Below are 17,111 nucleotides of genomic sequence, written 5' to 3'. Positions count from 1 at the left end.
AAGGGGACTCGCCTTTAGTCTATTATAAGTGAATTATGAAGTTCCTTTTTGTTTGCTCGCCTGCATCTGCTGGGCGAATCTCATCATCTCTTCGAACTCTTCCTCGGATACTCCATCGCTTTCAGCTACAACGTCCTGCACAATCGGAATCTCGGGCTTGGCTTTGGTTCCTTTGCCGTATGTACGGGTACGGGTTCCGGCTGCACCAGCAGCCTGCTTGCCTTTTACTTTGGCCTGATCACGAATATATTGGACGGCCTTCTCATATGAATTGACCTGCTTCAGCAGCATGTTGGAAGCGATCGCTTCAACGAAGTTGCGGTTGATCCGCTGTTCTCCACCTGATACAAGCAGCTGCATCAAGTAATGAATAAGTACATTAATGACTTCACCAGGCAGCTTGTAGCTCAGATCAATTTTCTCAAAAATATCGACCAGATTATCCGGCACAGCACCCGGGAAAAAGGTCTGTAACAGTCGGGTATACGGCTCGTTACGGAGCATCATGTTGTATTGATGAATATCGCATTTGGTTGCAAACTGTGGCGGCACCTCAACATAGTATTCCATCTGCACCACATGCTCCACAGGCGGCTCCCCGGAATCGTTCTGCTGTTCAGGCTCGTCCATATGCTGCCTCAGCGCTACCACCTTGGCAGCCTGCACTGTCTGCTGCTCCTGCCTTTTCTTCGTCTGCCGGAACTGCAGGCTTGCCTTATGCTGAAGATCGTCCAGAATAAGCTGCCCTTGCGGACTGAAGATATCATCCTCATCCAGTAAACGGCACACGTCCTGTACGCTAAGATTGAACTTGTTCACAACATAATTTACAATGCCCAGTTGTTCGTGATCGAACCTCAGCTTCTCTACATGACGACGATTTACCGACTCGCGCGGAAAACGTAAAATAATGTCGGCATAGTTCAAAGTGAACTCTTCCGCCGCAACACTTGTCCCACTCCGCTGAGCAGATGTGGATACTTCAGAGAGCGCCTGCTCCAACTCATAATCAATGACATGTGTATTAAGTTCAAATATATCGTAAAAAGGAACAGAAATATTCTCTTTGTTGGCTGCCGGATAAGGTGCGTCCCCATTCTCGACTGCGGAAAATCCGGAGCGCAGGGAGAGAACAGCAAATTTACCGATCTTGTCACGAAGCAGCAGTGTCAAATGCTGTGTCCGGAAGAATTCTGCCGGAGACAACGGAGGCTGCAGTTCATATTCGTAGATGTAATCATCATTTTCCGGGATATAAAGACGTGATGTCTGAAGCAATCCGACCGCTTCCAGCTTGGAAGCCTGCTCCACCAAATACTTGCGGCCCTTCTCGCTTGGCTCCAGCCCAAGCGTCATGAACAGTTTTCGTTGCTGTTCAAGGGGGGAGTAACCGACCTGTTCACCGGGAAGATGCTGAAACAACAGCCGATACAAGCCAACTGCAAAAGCACCTACCATAGGCTGATATGCTCCGGTAAGCATACGGTCGTCCAGAGCACTAAGTCCAAACTCCCTGTATACGCAGTAGCGATGATGTTCAGTATAATGCAGCAAATTCTTCATGCGCATGGCTTGATCTCCTCTTCCCAAAAGTGTGTTTATCTATTCTATCATAAATGCCTGATCTTCAAATGTTCAAAAACAGGTAAAAAGATGGCCCGTTCTCGCTCCGTTTCGTCCTAGGTCGACAGCATTCACGTTTTCGCAGAGTTGCTAGAATACTATAAAAGCTCCTGCCGTATAAAACAAGTGAAACTATTTAGAAAATGTTATCCACATGTATATGCAGCATAACGATTCATTTATACCCACTTTATCAAATATGACAAAAAGCCCTCCCTTTGCTCGCGTAAGCGGTTACGAGAAAGGCAGGACCTTTTGTGCTCATTGTGTGTTTTAAAACATTTTATACCCGCCCAGTCGCAGCTTGCGAATGGTCCAACCGCTGATGATCGCTCCTGCCAATCCAGCCACACCTGTAAGATAATCAACAATATGGAAAGAACCCAGATGTGACATCAGAGAAGCCGTGTGATCCCACAAGGAATACACCACGACAGGCAAGATGACAATGATGAACAGGTACGAAGGAAACCAGGTGGTCTTCATCAACATATTCAGAATGAAACCGATCCCAAACATCATAACGAAAAATAACACCATCAATACCAGCACAGGTATAAACTGCATCGGGTGACGTTCACCTCTTCTTATGAACTCAGCGCATATTATGTTGCATACTTACTGTGGTTTCTTCTCTGGCTAGTAGTTAGTGTACCGCAAAAAATGTGGCGAAGCAACGAACTTTCTGGATAATTTCCCCTATATTCATGTTCTCTTCATTTGCCCTTGTGCTCGATGTTGGGATACAATGTAAACGATATAGTTTTTCTAAACCGTCCCTAACCGGGATTTGGAAATATAACCTGCAGGAGGAACAAAACCAATGAACGAAGCCGCATCAACACTGGAGGGCTGGTATGCCCTGCATGACTTCCGCTCGATTAACTGGGCCGCTTGGAAAGCTGCCGATGATGAGGAACGTGCTGTAGCACTGGACGAGCTTCAGGAGTTCTGGAAAGAATGGAAGGATGTCGAGGATTCCTCGAAAGGAAGCACCGTGGTTTACACTGTAGTTGGACAGAAAGCCGACATTGTCATGATGCACCTGCGTGAAACACTTGAGGATCTCAAGGCAGTCGAGAACGCGTTCAACAAAACGATGTTTGCGCAATATACCACCAAATCGTATTCCTATGTTAGCGTCGTGGAGCTGAGCAACTATCTTGGCAAAGAAGGCGAAGACCCGATGCAAAACCCGGAAATCGTGGCACGTCTCAAGCCGGTATTGCCGCAGCGCCAGTATATCTGCTTCTACCCGATGAACAAAAAACGCGAATTGGCCGACAACTGGTACATGCTGTCCATGGACGAGCGCCGTTCCATGATGCGCAGCCACGGCATGATTGGTCGCAGCTACGCCGGCAAAGTAAAACAGATCATTACTGGATCCGTTGGTTTCGACGATTGGGAATGGGGCGTAACGCTGTTTGCAGACGATGCACTCCAGTTCAAGAAACTCGTATACGAAATGCGGTTTGATGAAGTGAGCGCACGTTATGGCGAATTCGGCTCTTTCTATGTAGGAAGTCTGCTGAACGAAAGTTCACTTGAAGACATGCTCAAACTATAACTAACACAAAGCACCGATGACAGCTCCAATAGGGAGCCAGTTATCGGTGCTTTTTTATGTCATTCATTTTACCGGGATATGCTCGAAACCGTTTTAATCCCGGTCCTCTTCTTCCATCGCCTTGAGAGACTCCAGAAACTCCGCCGTGGCCCGGTCCCGGTCACGTCCCTTTTCCTTAAGCCGCTCAATCGCAGGCAGGATGAGAATATCCACTTCCTTTTGCACAATATAAGCCAGGTCATACTGATTCTGTTCTTCAAGGTAACCGCCTACCTGCATCAGGCCGTTGTAGCGATCCAGTTCGTCACGCGTAAGCAGACCCCGAACCTGAACACTGCAATGTCTCATCCAAAAAACCGCCCTTTCTTCAGTACGAGCGGAATGCCTCCAATGATGAACAAATATCGGAGATCCACCAGTTTCTTCAGCTGAGCTGCTTTCCAGCCTTTATACTTCTTGCCACCAACCACGGCAATGGCCTCACCTTTACCAAGCGAAGCAACGGTTCCCTTACTTGTAAACACAAAAGGCTGTGGCTGTTTTTTGCGAATGGCAGCAACCACGTTTTTCGCACAATTGACACCCTGCTGCATCGCAATCTGGGCTGTTGGCGGATAAGGACGCCCTTCTCCGTTGAATACGAGAGAATTGTCACCAATGACGTAGACATGCTCATGTCCCGGAGCCCGCAAATATTCATCCACTTTTACCCTGCCGCGCATCACTTCAAGTCCGGCCTGTTCGAGCAGTGCGTTACCGCGGATTCCACCGGTCCATACCACCGTGGCTGCATCGATTTTCTCCCCTTCACCCACAATAACCCCATCCGGCAGGCACTGCTTGATCGGAACACCGATTTTGAAGGTAACGCCTTTTTTCTTCAACACATTCATCGCATGCTCTACCAATTCCGGATCGAAGCCAGGCAGGGCTGAAGGTGCCGCCTCTACGTTGTAGATATGCACATTTTTCGGGTTTACGTCGAATTCCTTGCACAGCTGAGGAATGCGATCAGCAAGCTCCGCTACAAATTCGACACCGCTGAATCCGGCTCCACCCACGACAAAACGAATGCGGTTACGTTTATTATCGTTTTTGTACATGGCAAACTGGTATTCGATATGCTCCCGAATGAGTCTTACCGAGTTAATGCTGCGAATCGTCATGGCATGATCAAGCATGCCTGGAATACCAAAGGTCTCCGGTTCGCCGCCAAGGCCAATAATCAGGTAGTCATAGGATAACGTACCATCTTCCAGAATGACCTTGCGATCCTGCAGACGGATTTCCTTCACGGACGACTTGACCAGATCAATCTTGAATTCATCAATCAGCTTGGAGATCGGCACCCTCGCATGTTCGATCGTATCCGTGCCGGCTGCTGGCATATGTAGATGTGTTGTAATATAGTGATAATCATGCCGATTCACCAATGTGACATCGGCTTCGTTATAGTTTAATTCCTTCTGCAGCCGCTGGGCTGTCAAAATCCCGCCATAACCCGCGCCGAGAATGACGATTTTGGGAATGCTGCTCATGTCTTAACCCCTTCCGGTTTCACTCACATATCTTCTTTTACAACATATTGCATCATTCGATTCTATACATTCAACTGCACATACTACAAAATATGGATGAAGTCTTATCCATTATGACGACAAATGTTAACTTCGCGAATTTATTTGAATTTTTTGCATGTACATGTCCATTTAAAGTTGTGAAATTATACACAAGATTCAACAAAACGCGGGTCTTGTCTTCGAATTACAAATTGGCTCTTATTTAGACAAAAAAACACATAGTACAGGTCAAGAATATCTGTATTTCTGGTAAATATCAAGGTTTTTTTTGTTATTTTTCATAGCCTTTCATTTCCAATTTCATCCTATTCTCACCTGATCTTCATCAATTGTTCCCAGATTCATCGGGTTGCCAACTTTGCAACCCAGTTTACACCGTTTATAATGAGAAAGACAGTTCAGCAACAAACGCTGGAGACACGATGTATCCGGCTACATTATTTCAGTTTACTACCTATTAAAATAAGAAAGGTGTTGTTGATTCTTGACTGCACAAACTGCCGGTCATGACATGACCGATTTGCTTATTATTGGTGGCGGCCCTGCGGGTCTGTTCGCCGCATTCTACGGAGGGATGCGTCAGGCATCCGTTACTCTGGTAGAAAGTATGCCACAACTTGGCGGACAACTGGCCGCCCTTTATCCGGAAAAATACATTTATGACGTTGCAGGGTTTCCCAAAGTAACGGCTCAGGAATTGGTAAACAACCTGATTGAGCAAATGAGCCACTTTAACCCGAATATCCGTCTTGAAGAAAAAGTAGTATCCGTTGAAAAACTGGACGAGCGTCATTTCGTCGTCAAAACCGATGTGAACGAATATCATGCCAAAGCCGTAATCATCACTGCAGGCGTTGGCGCATTTGAACCGCGTCGTTTGGAGCTTGAAGGTGCAGCCAAGTTCGAGAAATCCAACCTGCATTACTTTATCAGTGATCTGAACGCCTTTGCCGGCAAAAAAGTGCTGATCAGTGGTGGCGGAGACTCTGCTGTAGACTGGGCACTTATGCTGGAGCCGATTGCTGAACAGGTAACTCTCATCCATCGCCGTGACAAATTCCGTGCTCATGAGCACAGTGTGGAAAACCTGATGAATTCCAAGGTCAACGTGGTTACACCTACTGAGATTACGGAACTCCATGGGGATGATACCATTACCAAGGTTACCCTTGCTCATGTCAAAACAAAAGAAACACAGGAGATCGAAGTGGATGACGTCATCGTCAATTTCGGATTCGTCTCCTCGCTCGGACCGATTGCCGAATGGGGCATCGAAATTGACAGCAATTCCATCGTGGTTGACTCCCGTATGGAAACCTCCATTCCAGGCATTTTTGCTGCCGGGGATATCACCACTTACCCGGGCAAACTGAAGCTCATTGCTGTTGGATTCGGCGAAGCACCAACCGCAGTCAACAATGCGAAGGTTTACTTCGATCCGGATGCCAAGCTGTCCCCAGGACACAGCAGTAACATGAAACGCTAGTTCCTTCCTGAATCACATAAATGACACAAAAAAGGGTATCTTACTCCTGAAGTATAAAATCAGGAGGGATACCCTTGTCTTATATATGCCCGCTGTGTAACGGTCTGGTTGTACCGGAGCAGGCTTGTCCCCACTGCCTTCAGGGACTGTCAGAATGCGGCAAATTGGACGATTATACCGGACCGTACAGCCCCTATTCGTTGCAGACTTCCTCTTCCATGGCAGAAGAAGACGGAAACGAAAACGGTTGCATTCATATGATGTACTGTCACCACTGTCAGACAAGCACCCTCTGGGCCGTCGCACAATGGGACATGTCCGGAAACCTGTAGCATTGCCTGCAATGAGGATCTCTAGTGAAGAATGGCAGATACGTCGGTACCCAGTTTGCGCTTATGGATTTCTGCCAATAGCAGCGCGATGAAATCTCTTTCGAGATCAAGCTCAATCGCCTTATGGTAGGAATCCAACAACATCTCATCGGATAACATAGCCATTTCCCGCCACAACCTTTCCTTTTTTTTCCTCAAAACTATCATATCAGAGATTTATAAAGAGAACAAGCGTTCTGTTATCCACAAGGTTTTGTGGAAATCCTGTGCATAGGTTGTTGATAAATGGTAAAAATGTTGATTAAGCAGCGTGGATTATGTGGACAGTACTTATACACAGGATCGTAACGTTTCTATTAGAACGAATGTCAGAATATTTTTTTTAGTGTCAACTCATAGTTTTAAGATGTTTGCGAGTAAATTACCCGGTTTCTTTTCATTTCAAACGTTTTCAAATGATTTTCTCTATATATTAATCGGTGTAATTTTGGATTTTTTTATATTTATTCACTATTTTCTATTGAGGTCTGGTGTTCACTTCCAAAATCCATATCTTGCCGGAGTGATCCAATCCGTAATCGAAACCAAGTGATCCCACACCCGGAAATTGTCTTTCCATTATCTGAGTACACGTCAGTGTCAGTGAACGCATCTCCCGCCGTTTGTGTCTGCCCGATATATGTGGGAGCGAAAGACCAAGTGCCCTTCTTCCTGGGAGCATCGTGCCTCCCTTGCTCAGGTTGGTTACACACAGTCCGGGACGAGCCAAACGTCCTACCAGTGAACGGAAAACCCAGCCGCGTTCGGTTTTGACCACCTTTACCCTGTAATCCACAGGTCTGCCCTGAATGGTCGCCAGATGGATTCCCTGTTGGATCATATATCTTCGTCTGACTTTGACACGTACGAGAGAACGATACATCTGGCCGTAATTGGGAAATGAACGTGTAACTTTCATATGCGTATAGCGGTAGCTGCCTCCGCTTGTAGATACCCTGATGACGCCGTAGCCCCCGCCACCCACAACGGGTTTGATATACACCATTCCATAACGGTTGAGCATGTGCAGCAGGTTCCTCGAATTAAATGCCATCGTCTGAGGGATATGAACAGCTGCTACCGGATATTTCATCAGTGCTGCCGTCTTCAGCCATTTGCTTGCAAGCTGTCTTGACATGGGTTGATCTCCTTTCCTGAACAATGGTCCTTCCATATACATACTCAACAGGAGCCGTCTTCTCTTGGATGTCTGTCCAAGGCGATTGCCCCTTTTCCGTTAGAAACGTCCATAGGCTTGTTTAATGAAAGGCACACACGCCCGGTTTGCTTTTCAAACGCATCAATCTGTCGTATGCTACTAAGGAATGTAATGGAAAGGCTTAAATTATGAGGATCTAAGGAGCGTTCAGAAAACATGGAAGCATTTTTCAAATCACTGTATGGCGTAGCCTATTTCGCAATGTCCATCGTGCTGGTCGCCGTCACCGTACTTCTTTTCGTTACAGGTATTCGACTGTTTATGAAGAAACGCAATCGCGGTTTTGCCGTAAGCTGTATTTTGTTTGCCTGTTTCATTGTCTTCATTATTGTGGTAATGCTGACCACGCCCTTCTCCTCCACCCCTCCAGGTTCACCGGAAGCCATGGCTGCCTTGTCGCAACTTGGGTAGAATACCTGTCTAGAAGGAGATGCATATGAACTCAAAAGGAACTCTCGGCATTATCGATATTGGCTCCAACTCCATTCGTCTGGTCATCTATGAACTGGATCAGGAAGGAGCTTACCGGATCATTCATGAAGATAAATATGCTGCCCGCCTCAGCAATGTCGTTGAAGAGGATGGACAGATCCTGCGTCATTCGCTGGACCAAGCCATAACTGTCCTGCAGCAATTCAAGGCTACCTGTGAAGTATTTCAAACCAAACGTATTCAAGCAGCGGCAACTGCAGCCATTCGAAATGCCAGCAACGCTGCACAAATCATTGACTGGCTTGAGGAGGAGACCGGACTTGAGATTGAATGTGCTTCAGGAGATCAGGAGGCGTATTATGGCTTTCTTGGGGTTATCCAGTCCATCGATCTGCAGGACGGCTATGTCGTGGATATCGGGGGCGGCAGTACCGAAGTTACAATATTCCGGGATCGCAAAAGACTCCACAGCATTTCACTCCCCATTGGGGCCGTGAATTCCCATGCCCGATATGGCGGGGAAGATACCTGGTCTGAAGCAAATGTTGCTGCCCTATGTAATGATGTCACTCAGGCTCTGCGCAATCAGGACTGGGTCCGTCAGCATCCGGGTCTTCCGCTCATCGGGCTCGGTGGTACCATGCGTACACTCGCCAAAATTGAGCAGAAAAGAACGCAGTACTCGTTACCGGTGACCCATCACTATGAGATCCGTGCCTCAGCCATGGAGAACTTGTCCAAATCCCTTCCTTATCTCACATCAGCCCAGCGCAAAAAAGTTCCGGGTCTGGCGAAAGACCGTGCTGACATTATTGTGCCGGGTGTATTGATTCTGAGAACGGTCTTTGAGATCATCCAGGGGGATCGTTATGTTGTAAGCGGAGCGGGACTACGAGACGGAATACTGCGTGATCTGATGATTCCATATCGACCAGCGGCGCCTAGCGCACTGGAGGACAGCATCCGTAACTTCATTCATTTTGGCCCGCCGGTCCCAGAGCAAAAGCTGAAACGAATTCATCAGGATGCTGTCGTGCTGCATGAGGCATTGGAAGGGAAAACAATCAATCCGGCAGATGCCCGGATCCTGTATACGGCCTGTATGCTTCATGGAGCGGGAAAACAGATTAATTATTTCCGTTACCCTCAGCACTCCGCTTATTGGATCATGAATGCGGGCATTTACGGACTCTCGCACCGGGAAACTGTGCTAACCGCCATCGCAGCCGATTATCATCCTAAAAAAAGAACACCCCAGCTGCTAAACAAGCACCGGGACATTCTTAAGGATTCGGATGAGCAGCACGCTCATCGACTGGGCTCCATTTTGCGCATAGCCGAAGCCATTCATCGATCAGAGCGGATCTCTGCTATACAAGCGCGTAAAGAAAACGGCTCGCTGCAGATAAAACTCATCTGTTCAGCCAAGCCGTTATTAGAACTGAACGGCCTGGAAGAGGCCGCCAAGGATCTGGAAGAAGCCTGGGACGTTAAGTTAACATACTCCACTCTACAGGCTTCCAAGGAATAATGCCCATCGCCTCCGTCTGACTTCTCAGCGGGGGCTTATCATTTTCCACAAATACATAATTGCCGCCAGGCATCAGTTCCCTTGCTTTTACATTGTCATTCAGGGACAGATTCAGAATGTCGACAAGCATCTTTTTGAGTGTCGGGTCAAATACCGGGCACATCAGTTCAATTCTTCGCTTCAAATTCCGGGTCATCCAGTCTGCACTGGAGATATACACGTCCGGATTCCCGCTATTTTCAAAGTAAAACAGACGAGAGTGCTCCAGAAAACGATCCACAATACTGATTACGCGGATATTTTCACTGAGTCCCTCCACTCCTGGTCGCAAGCAGCATACCCCTCGCACGATCAGATCGATCTGTACACCAGCCTGGGATGCAACATATAATTCATCAATCATATCCTGATGAGACAACGAATTGATTTTGGCAATGATCCGCGCTCGTTTTCCCTTAAGGGCGTGCTCCGTTTCCCTCCGTATGAGTGAAAACAGTTCATCCTTCATGCCATCCGGAGCAACACGGAAAGCCTGCATCGCCTTCGGTCCGGAATACCCGGTTATCTCATTAAAGAGTTCGGACGCATCCTCACCAATAATCGGATTGGAGGTGAACAGTCCTACGTCTGTATATACCTTGGCCGTACTTTCATTGTAGTTACCTGTTCCAACGTGTACGTAACGTCTTAGCCCGTTTTGTTCCCTTCTCACGACAAGAATGATCTTGGCATGGGTTTTCAATCCAACCAAACCGTATACGACATGACAACCCGCCTTTTCCAGCTTGCGCGCCCATGCAATGTTACGCTCTTCATCAAAGCGTGCCTTCAGTTCCACCACAACGGTTACCTGCTTGCCACTTTCCGCCGCGTGAGCCAGTGCCGGAATGAGACGCGAATCCCCGTTCACCCGGTATAGCGTCATTTTAATGGCCATAACCCGCGGATCTTCCGAAGCTTCCAATATGAAATCAGTGACAGGTTCAAACGATTCATAGGGATGATGAACGAGCACATCCTGTTTGCGCAGCAGTTCGAAATGGCTCTCTCGTGGTAAAAATTCGGGCGGATATACCGGTTTCACCGGGCTATATTTCAAATGGGTAAAGCCTTCAAGGCTGTCTACGAATCCAGCCAGGAAACTCAAATCCAATGGACCATCGATTTCATATACAGGGTCCTGAATCTCGAATTCTTCCTGCAATTCATGCAGGGCATCCGAACGGAAATCCTTGCAGACTTCAAGCCGAACAGGAGCTCCCCGGCGCCGGCGCCGCAGTTCCTTTTCAATCGCTTCAAGCAGATCTTCCGCTTCTTCTTCATTAATGAAAAGATCTGCATTGCGGGTCAATCGGAATTCCTGAACAGCCAGCGGAATATATCCACTAAACAGGGTGTGTGTGTGATGTTTGATCAGATCTTCAATCAGAATGAACGTTTTCTTCTTGCTATTCGCTCGAAGGGGTACCGGAATAACACGCGGCAGATTGGATGGCACCTGAACAATTGCAAAAAATGGCTCATCTTCCTGCTCTTCTTCTTTTTGAAGCATCACAGCAAGATAAACCGATTTATTATGCACCAGTGGAAATGGGCGGCTCTGATCCACAGCCATGGGTGTTAACACCGGAAAAATAATATCATGAAAGTATTGATCCATTGCCCGCTGCTGTGTTCCATTAAGTTCGTTATACTCCTGCAGAACAACACCCTTTTTGGCAAGCAGACGGATCAGTTCCCGATAGGTTTTATATTGCTCGGCGACCATGGTCCCGGTTCGTTTAATCAATCTGCGGTACAAACCGGATGGCGTATATCCTGAAAAATCCTTTTGGGTAAATCCGGCCTTGATCTTCTCTTTTGTCTCCGCTACCCTTACACTCATGAACTCGTCCAGATTACTGGCCACTATTCCGAGAAATCTCAATCGTTCGAGCAGAGGTGTAGTTGAATCCTGAGCCTCTTGAAGTACACGACGATTAAATTCAACCCAGCTTAAATCACGGTTAACATAGTTGCCTGTTTTGATATCTCTATGCATGTATGGCCTCCGAATGTGTTGCATATCAATTCTTGTTTAAAGGTTCTACTATAATTGTACTATCCGTGATTGGATTCAAGCGTCATCGCAGTGTAAATGCAGTGTAAAATTTATGTAAATGATACCTCATGACGATAACTTTTTCCATCCCTTTACAAAGAGCAATAGACAGAGTAAAGTGATGTACAGTGTAATTTGGTCCGGTTGCTGTTCTCATTACAAATATGTTGTTGTTAAAGGAGTATATAATGAAATCAAATAAACCTAGAACGTTACAAAAAAATATAGAGTTTTTCACAGCTGCGCTGTCCCAATGTGTCGTAACGGCATGGCAGGAAGACCCGGCTGGCGTATATTGCGAGGTGGGCCGAGGTATTGTAGAACGGATTAGCGAAGATAGCGTGCGCATTCGCAACGAGAACGGAACGAAGAGTCATTATGCACGGGATATGACGATGTTCCAGACCGAAAAATAATTTTCGTTAATATGAAAAAAAGACTAGCTTTCCGAAACAAGGTGTTGTATACTCTTGCCACAAGGAAAGGAGGTGCGTCAACATTTCTAATCATATGTTGAACGTGTCCCTTACCCGATCCATTAGCTCAAATTAACTGAGTCTGGTGGAGGCGCGGGATACGGATCAAGGTTTCAATAAGCGCCACGGGTAGAAAAGCCGTCTTCGGACGGCTTTTTTTATTTGTCTTTTTTAAGTGAGTAGTTTGAAAAACAACCAAAATATTGGAAATCAACCCTGTAGTTTCACGGCTCCTCCCACCTATAATTAGATTGCAACTCATTCTAATATTCAGGGAGGAATATTTTAATGCTTAAATTTGTAAGGGGTTACAAAACATCGATTGCTCTTGTTCTTGTGTTGTTGTTCACCTCCATTATGCTGCCTGCGGGTCAGCATGCCAGCGCAGCACCCAGCTTCGCCAAAGGGGCTGATATAAGCTGGGTACCAGGCATGGAAGCGCAAGGGTATAAATGGAAAGACAAAAATGGTGTACAGCGTGACATTATTGATATTTTGAAAAATGATTATCAGATCAACTCGGTTCGTATCCGGGTGTTTGTTAACCCATCCAATGATTATGGTAACGGGTACATGAATAAGGACCGTGCAGCTGCTTTGGCACAGCGGGCCAAAAACGCGGGCATGAGCGTCATGTTAACTCTGCACTACAGTGATTCCTGGGCAGACCCTGGCCAACAGACCAAACCGGCAACCTGGAAAAACTACACCTTCCAACAGCTGATGGATGCCGTATGGAATCATACACGTGATGTAATGACGGCCATGCAGAGTAAAGGGGTTACACCTGACTGGGTACAGATTGGGAACGAAACAAGCAACGGCATGTTATGGGAGGACGGTAAGGCGTCCACGAACATGAAAAATTACGCATGGCTGGTGAACACGGGTCATAATGCCGTCAAGTCCATGAGTACAGGGACCAAAACGATTGTCCATCTTGCAGGCGGTGACGACAATGCACTTTATGTATGGAATATCGGCGGACTGATCGACAACGGTGCCAACTTCGATATGATTGCCATGTCCCTCTATCCTTCGGCTTCCGGCTGGAATACGGCTGTCACCAATGCGGTGAATAATGCCAAGGACCTGATCAACCGCTACGGCAAAGAGATTATCGTCTCAGAAATTGGCATGGACAACAACCAGCCTGCAGCCGGCAAAAGTTTTGTGGCCGCTATGAAAAATCAATTCCGCAACCTGCCAAACGGTAAAGGTAAAGGCGTATTCTACTGGGAGCCGCAGGCTACACCAGGTTATAACGGCGGTTACGGCAAAGGCGCCTGGCAGTCGAATATGATGCCCACGGGTGTCATGGAAGGATTTATTGACTAGGCACGGGGGGTGGAAGTGAGTTTGGAGCAGCGGTAGACGTTCCGGGGACAGACGCAAACGCTTCGCTTCTACAAAATTGATTCCTCCACTACATGCTGCTCCTGATGCGGCCTACTTCCAAAGCGTGGCCTAATCAAGTATGTATGGTACAAGGCGGAAAGCGCTGGTCCGGGTGGGGCAGCGCCTTTTTTTTGCAATGCCTGGGCTGACGCAGATGGTCTTTTGGCTTGCATATGAATATAATAAGCTACAAGAGAACAAATCGTCTCTAAAGGAGGATCAAGGATGAGTTTTTTAAAAGGACTGGGTCAGTTCGCCGGGGAAGTTACCGGAAAAGTACTGGGCGGCAGCGTGAGAGTTGTCGGTGAGATCGCAGGTAGTCCCTTTATCAAGGAAGTAGGGAACGGCGTAGAGAAAGCTACGATTAACACAGGGAAGACGATAGGGCAAATGGCCAGCGGTACATATGACCTTGCCAGCGGTGCTATTCGAAAAGATGATGCCGCGGTCGAGGCAGGGCTTGCTGATTGGGGAGATGCTGTAACCAACACGGCAAAAGGCGTCGCTGTTTCAGCCAAATATGTGTATAACGGTGGCAAAGACGTTGTCTTAGGCATGAAAGAAGAAGATATGGACCGAGTTAAGCATGGTGCCAAACATCTTCTGGCTGCTGCTGCAGTGACTACACTGGCCGTGGGTGTCATTGATGCAGTTGATGGTGCTGATAGTATGAATACGGCGGGTATTATAGTGCCCACAGATGCGTCCTAACCCGCCGTAAGCTTTGATGATCTATGAAGCAAACTGCATTAACCTTATTAAAGCAGCTTGTATTACACTTTCTCAAGTTTCCTTTATCGGCTTAACTGATTACGCCGTCCTGAGCATCTTTGTCTCGGAAAGCCCGGTAATTCAGCAAACCTACGAATATTGCCAATATGGTCAATCCGGCCGCAAACAGGTAGAGATTCACAATTCCGATGTACTCGGCAAGCCACGCCATGCCTAGCAACGAAATGCAAAATACCAGATGCATGAGAGATGCCTGAGCGGATAACACCTTGGGCAGCAAACGACTAACTACGCTGCTCTGAATCAGAGTACGCCGATTAATCAAGGACAGCTCGGCAAAAGGTCCCATTATCATAACGAATAAAAGTGCAATGAAAGGTTGTGTATTGATGGCGTAAACAGCGGTCAGTATTCCATAACCGGCCATGCCAATCATCATCACCACGAAATAGCGGCTGCCAATGATTCGTGCCAGTGCAAGCACCAACAGCCCGCCACCTATGGTACCAGCGAAATAAGCGGCATTAATGAATCCCCACCATTCCTCGCCTTGTCCAAGGGCAACTTGTACGAAAGCCAAAGTAAAGGCTCCTACCCAGATTGAACCGCCAAGCATGTCGATCATGTCCATAACGGTAAGCACCCGCAGACGGGGCGTTTTCCATATCATTTTCCAGCCCTCGGTTAACGTATGCCACTTGGATGTGCCTGTTGCTGTGATTTCCTCCGAAGATATGTCCAATCTACTTCCTTCAAGTTCCGGATTCGTTGGTTCCCTGACACCCAGCGTAAACACTGCGGCCAAGCCATAAATCATAGCCGTCAGTAACAACGTCGGACTGGCTCCCAGAAAAGCAACCACGACACCGCTTAGTCCCCAGCCTGCGAATTGTACAACCTGATCGCTGACACTTATAAGTCCGTTGGCTTTGAGCAAACCTTGCTCATGTGTCACCAGACGGGGGATAAGTGCATTGCGAGCCGGGATTGTCCAGCCATCGAGAAAAGACATCACGAATACAAGTGAAAATACCAACACAAGGGATGCCGCTTCCCCATGAAGTTGCATGTAAACAGCCAAACATATAAACAGCAGAAACTGCCCTGCCTGCGAAAGCAAAAGAAGGTTGGATAACTTGAAACGCTGGATCAGCAGAGGTGCAATCAAACTGCTAAGCATTTGAGCCCCGCTGCGCATCAGCGGCAAAAGGGCAGCTGACACGAGAGAGTTGGTCCGATCGAGGACGAGCACCGTAAGTGCCATAATGTAAAGTACGTCAGCTGCATTCGCAGCTGTCTGGGTCGTCCACAGGAAATAAAAAGGACGGGTTAAATAGGATGACTTCATAAACAATCTTTCTCCGTTTCATCGCAGGGTACAAAACTAAAACAACAACTATCAAGTACTCAATAAATGAAAACAAGTACTACCAAACTCTAGCAAAATGGACATTCGCCATGAATGGCACCTTATGACATGATTAAGCGAAATCCAAAGGTCTCTCCTTTTACTAATCAGTTAACAATTATAGTTTGCTGGTTAACAAAAAGTGTGTCAATATGTACACTATTTCCCAGTCCGGCTTGTGCTGTTCAATGGGCTGGATAAGGAAACGGCCCTCCCCATCCAGATGGATGGAAAGAGCCGCCAGTGTATCGATGATTGTATCTAATGTCAGCTTGCCTTTGCCAGTTTCGTGGCACGAACCGATGCAATAGCGTATACGATAAGCGCAGTCCAGATGAGTGCAAAACCGACGAGCAGAACCGGCGAGACGTTTTCCTTGAATACGAATATGCTCAATATCAGCATAATGGTCGGCCCGATGTATTGGACAAAACCGAGTGTAGACAATGACATCCGGGCGGCTGCCCGTGCAAAGAATAGCAACGGCAGCGCAGTCACGACACCCGATAGAAGCAGTTCCACAAACATGTCTGTAGGCAAAGACCATGCCGTCGTCTTTCCAGCCGCAGCCAAATAGATCCAGTAGCCTAATGCAACCGGCAGAACTACTGCTGTCTCTGACAGTAAACCTACAGAAGCGTCTTGCTTGATCTTCTTCTTCGCCAAGCCATATAGGCCAAATGACGCGGCCAGCGAAATCGCAACCCAAGGGAAGCGTCCATAATCAATGGCAATGATGATCACTGCTACACCTGCGATGGCAATGGCGAGCCATTGACCACGATTCGGCTTCTCACTGAGGAATACGACTGCGAGCAGCACGTTTAGCAGCGGGTTCAGATAATAGCCCAAACTTGTCTCAACAACATGGCCACTGTTGACGGCCCAGATGAAGATCAGCCAATTGATGGCAATCAGAAGTCCGCTGGCGGCAAGCGGCAGCAGGAGCGAACGGCTGGTCAGAATACGCCTCATATCGCCCCAGCGGCGCTGAATGGCAACGAGAATTCCCATAAAGACGAACGACCAGACAACCCGATGAGACAGAATTTCGCCTGCTGGCACTTCGTCAAACAGCTTCCAATAAAGCGGGAGAACCCCCCACATGATATACGCAATAATTGCGTTAATCAATCCGTTGTTCATCATTCTTATTCCCTCTCTTTTAACTCTTATGTCTCAAC

17 protein-coding genes are annotated in these 17,111 nt (G+C 47.3%); 8 read left to right on the top strand and 9 right to left on the bottom strand.

Annotation, left to right across the window (positions count from 1 at the left end):
- Positions 1-33: 33 nt before the first annotated feature.
- On the bottom strand, positions 34-1,569 hold the full coding sequence (locus HP552_RS31210) for a replication initiation and membrane attachment family protein (protein WP_175399246.1): 1,536 nt from the start codon (positions 1,567-1,569) through the stop codon (positions 34-36).
- A gap of 327 nt (positions 1,570-1,896) precedes the next feature.
- Positions 1,897-2,190: a YuiB family protein gene (locus HP552_RS31205; RefSeq protein ID WP_175399245.1), complete on the bottom strand. Its 294-nt coding sequence runs from the start codon at positions 2,188-2,190 to the stop codon at positions 1,897-1,899.
- A 256-nt stretch (positions 2,191-2,446) separates the two neighbouring features.
- On the opposite strand from HP552_RS31205, the gene hemQ reads away from it, so the two are divergent.
- Entirely contained in the window at positions 2,447-3,193 is a 747-nt protein-coding gene (gene hemQ / locus HP552_RS31200) for a hydrogen peroxide-dependent heme synthase (protein WP_175399244.1), read from the top strand.
- A gap of 93 nt (positions 3,194-3,286) precedes the next feature.
- Here the strand turns inward: hemQ and HP552_RS31195 are convergent, their stop codons facing one another.
- Entirely contained in the window at positions 3,287-3,541 is a 255-nt protein-coding gene (locus tag HP552_RS31195; protein ID WP_175399243.1) for a hypothetical protein, read from the bottom strand.
- The gene (locus HP552_RS31190) at positions 3,538-4,731 is read right to left on the bottom strand and encodes an NAD(P)/FAD-dependent oxidoreductase (RefSeq protein WP_175399242.1); all 1,194 of its coding nucleotides are present in this window, start codon (positions 4,729-4,731) and stop codon (positions 3,538-3,540) included. Before HP552_RS31190 ends, HP552_RS31195 begins: the two co-directional genes overlap by 4 nt.
- Positions 4,732-5,284: 553 nt before the next feature.
- Here HP552_RS31190 and HP552_RS31185 point away from each other — a divergent pair.
- Entirely contained in the window at positions 5,285-6,259 is a 975-nt protein-coding gene (locus HP552_RS31185; RefSeq protein WP_217506622.1) for an NAD(P)/FAD-dependent oxidoreductase, read from the top strand.
- Between the two features lie 74 nt (positions 6,260-6,333).
- Positions 6,334-6,591, top strand: a complete 258-nt coding sequence (locus tag HP552_RS31180; RefSeq protein ID WP_175399240.1) for a hypothetical protein — start codon at positions 6,334-6,336, stop codon at positions 6,589-6,591.
- A 21-nt stretch (positions 6,592-6,612) separates the two neighbouring features.
- Here the strand turns inward: HP552_RS31180 and HP552_RS31175 are convergent, their stop codons facing one another.
- Complete coding sequence (locus tag HP552_RS31175) at positions 6,613-6,756, bottom strand: sporulation histidine kinase inhibitor Sda (RefSeq protein ID WP_024632651.1); 144 nt, start codon at positions 6,754-6,756, stop codon at positions 6,613-6,615.
- Between the two features lie 352 nt (positions 6,757-7,108).
- Positions 7,109-7,768 (bottom strand): YheC/YheD family protein, encoded by a 660-nt coding sequence (locus HP552_RS31170; RefSeq protein ID WP_175399239.1) that lies wholly within the window; start codon positions 7,766-7,768, stop codon positions 7,109-7,111.
- Positions 7,769-8,005: 237 nt separating this feature from the next.
- On the opposite strand from HP552_RS31170, the gene HP552_RS31165 reads away from it, so the two are divergent.
- Both HP552_RS31165 and HP552_RS31160 read left to right on the top strand, forming a co-directional pair.
- Entirely contained in the window at positions 8,006-8,260 is a 255-nt protein-coding gene (locus HP552_RS31165) for a hypothetical protein (RefSeq protein ID WP_175399238.1), read from the top strand.
- A 25-nt stretch (positions 8,261-8,285) separates the two neighbouring features.
- Positions 8,286-9,812, top strand: a complete 1,527-nt coding sequence (locus HP552_RS31160) for a Ppx/GppA phosphatase family protein (RefSeq protein WP_175399237.1) — start codon at positions 8,286-8,288, stop codon at positions 9,810-9,812.
- On the opposite strand, the gene ppk1 is transcribed toward HP552_RS31160, so the two are convergent.
- Positions 9,772-11,853, bottom strand: coding sequence for a polyphosphate kinase 1 (gene ppk1, locus HP552_RS31155; protein WP_175399236.1), 2,082 nt, complete (start codon positions 11,851-11,853; stop codon positions 9,772-9,774). The two genes, HP552_RS31160 and ppk1, sit on opposite strands and share 41 nt — an antisense overlap.
- A gap of 248 nt (positions 11,854-12,101) precedes the next feature.
- Between ppk1 and HP552_RS31150 the strand changes: the two genes are divergently transcribed.
- The 3 genes from HP552_RS31150 to HP552_RS31140 all read left to right on the top strand — a co-directional run bounded on the left by HP552_RS31150 (position 12,102) and on the right by HP552_RS31140 (position 14,498).
- Positions 12,102-12,329 carry a hypothetical protein gene (locus tag HP552_RS31150; RefSeq protein ID WP_095292093.1) on the top strand — a complete coding sequence of 76 codons (228 nt, stop codon included), beginning with the start codon at positions 12,102-12,104 and terminating at the stop codon, positions 12,327-12,329.
- A gap of 348 nt (positions 12,330-12,677) precedes the next feature.
- Positions 12,678-13,727: a glycoside hydrolase family 53 protein gene (locus HP552_RS31145; RefSeq protein WP_175399235.1), complete on the top strand. Its 1,050-nt coding sequence runs from the start codon at positions 12,678-12,680 to the stop codon at positions 13,725-13,727.
- Positions 13,728-14,012: 285 nt separating this feature from the next.
- The gene (locus HP552_RS31140; RefSeq protein ID WP_175399234.1) at positions 14,013-14,498 is read left to right on the top strand and encodes a hypothetical protein; all 486 of its coding nucleotides are present in this window, start codon (positions 14,013-14,015) and stop codon (positions 14,496-14,498) included.
- Positions 14,499-14,589: 91 nt separating this feature from the next.
- Here the strand turns inward: HP552_RS31140 and HP552_RS31135 are convergent, their stop codons facing one another.
- The gene (locus HP552_RS31135; RefSeq protein ID WP_175399233.1) at positions 14,590-15,867 is read right to left on the bottom strand and encodes an MFS transporter; all 1,278 of its coding nucleotides are present in this window, start codon (positions 15,865-15,867) and stop codon (positions 14,590-14,592) included.
- 327 nt (positions 15,868-16,194) lie between these two features.
- On the bottom strand, positions 16,195-17,073 hold the full coding sequence (gene rarD / locus HP552_RS31130; protein WP_175399291.1) for an EamA family transporter RarD: 879 nt from the start codon (positions 17,071-17,073) through the stop codon (positions 16,195-16,197).
- Positions 17,074-17,111: the final 38 nt, after the last annotated feature.

The sequence above is a fragment of the Paenibacillus xylanilyticus genome, assembly GCF_013359935.1.
Taxonomy (GTDB): domain Bacteria; phylum Bacillota; class Bacilli; order Paenibacillales; family Paenibacillaceae; genus Paenibacillus; species Paenibacillus xylanilyticus.
Note: the sequence above shows the minus strand (reverse complement) of the source record. Positions and strands in the feature narration are given on the sequence as shown.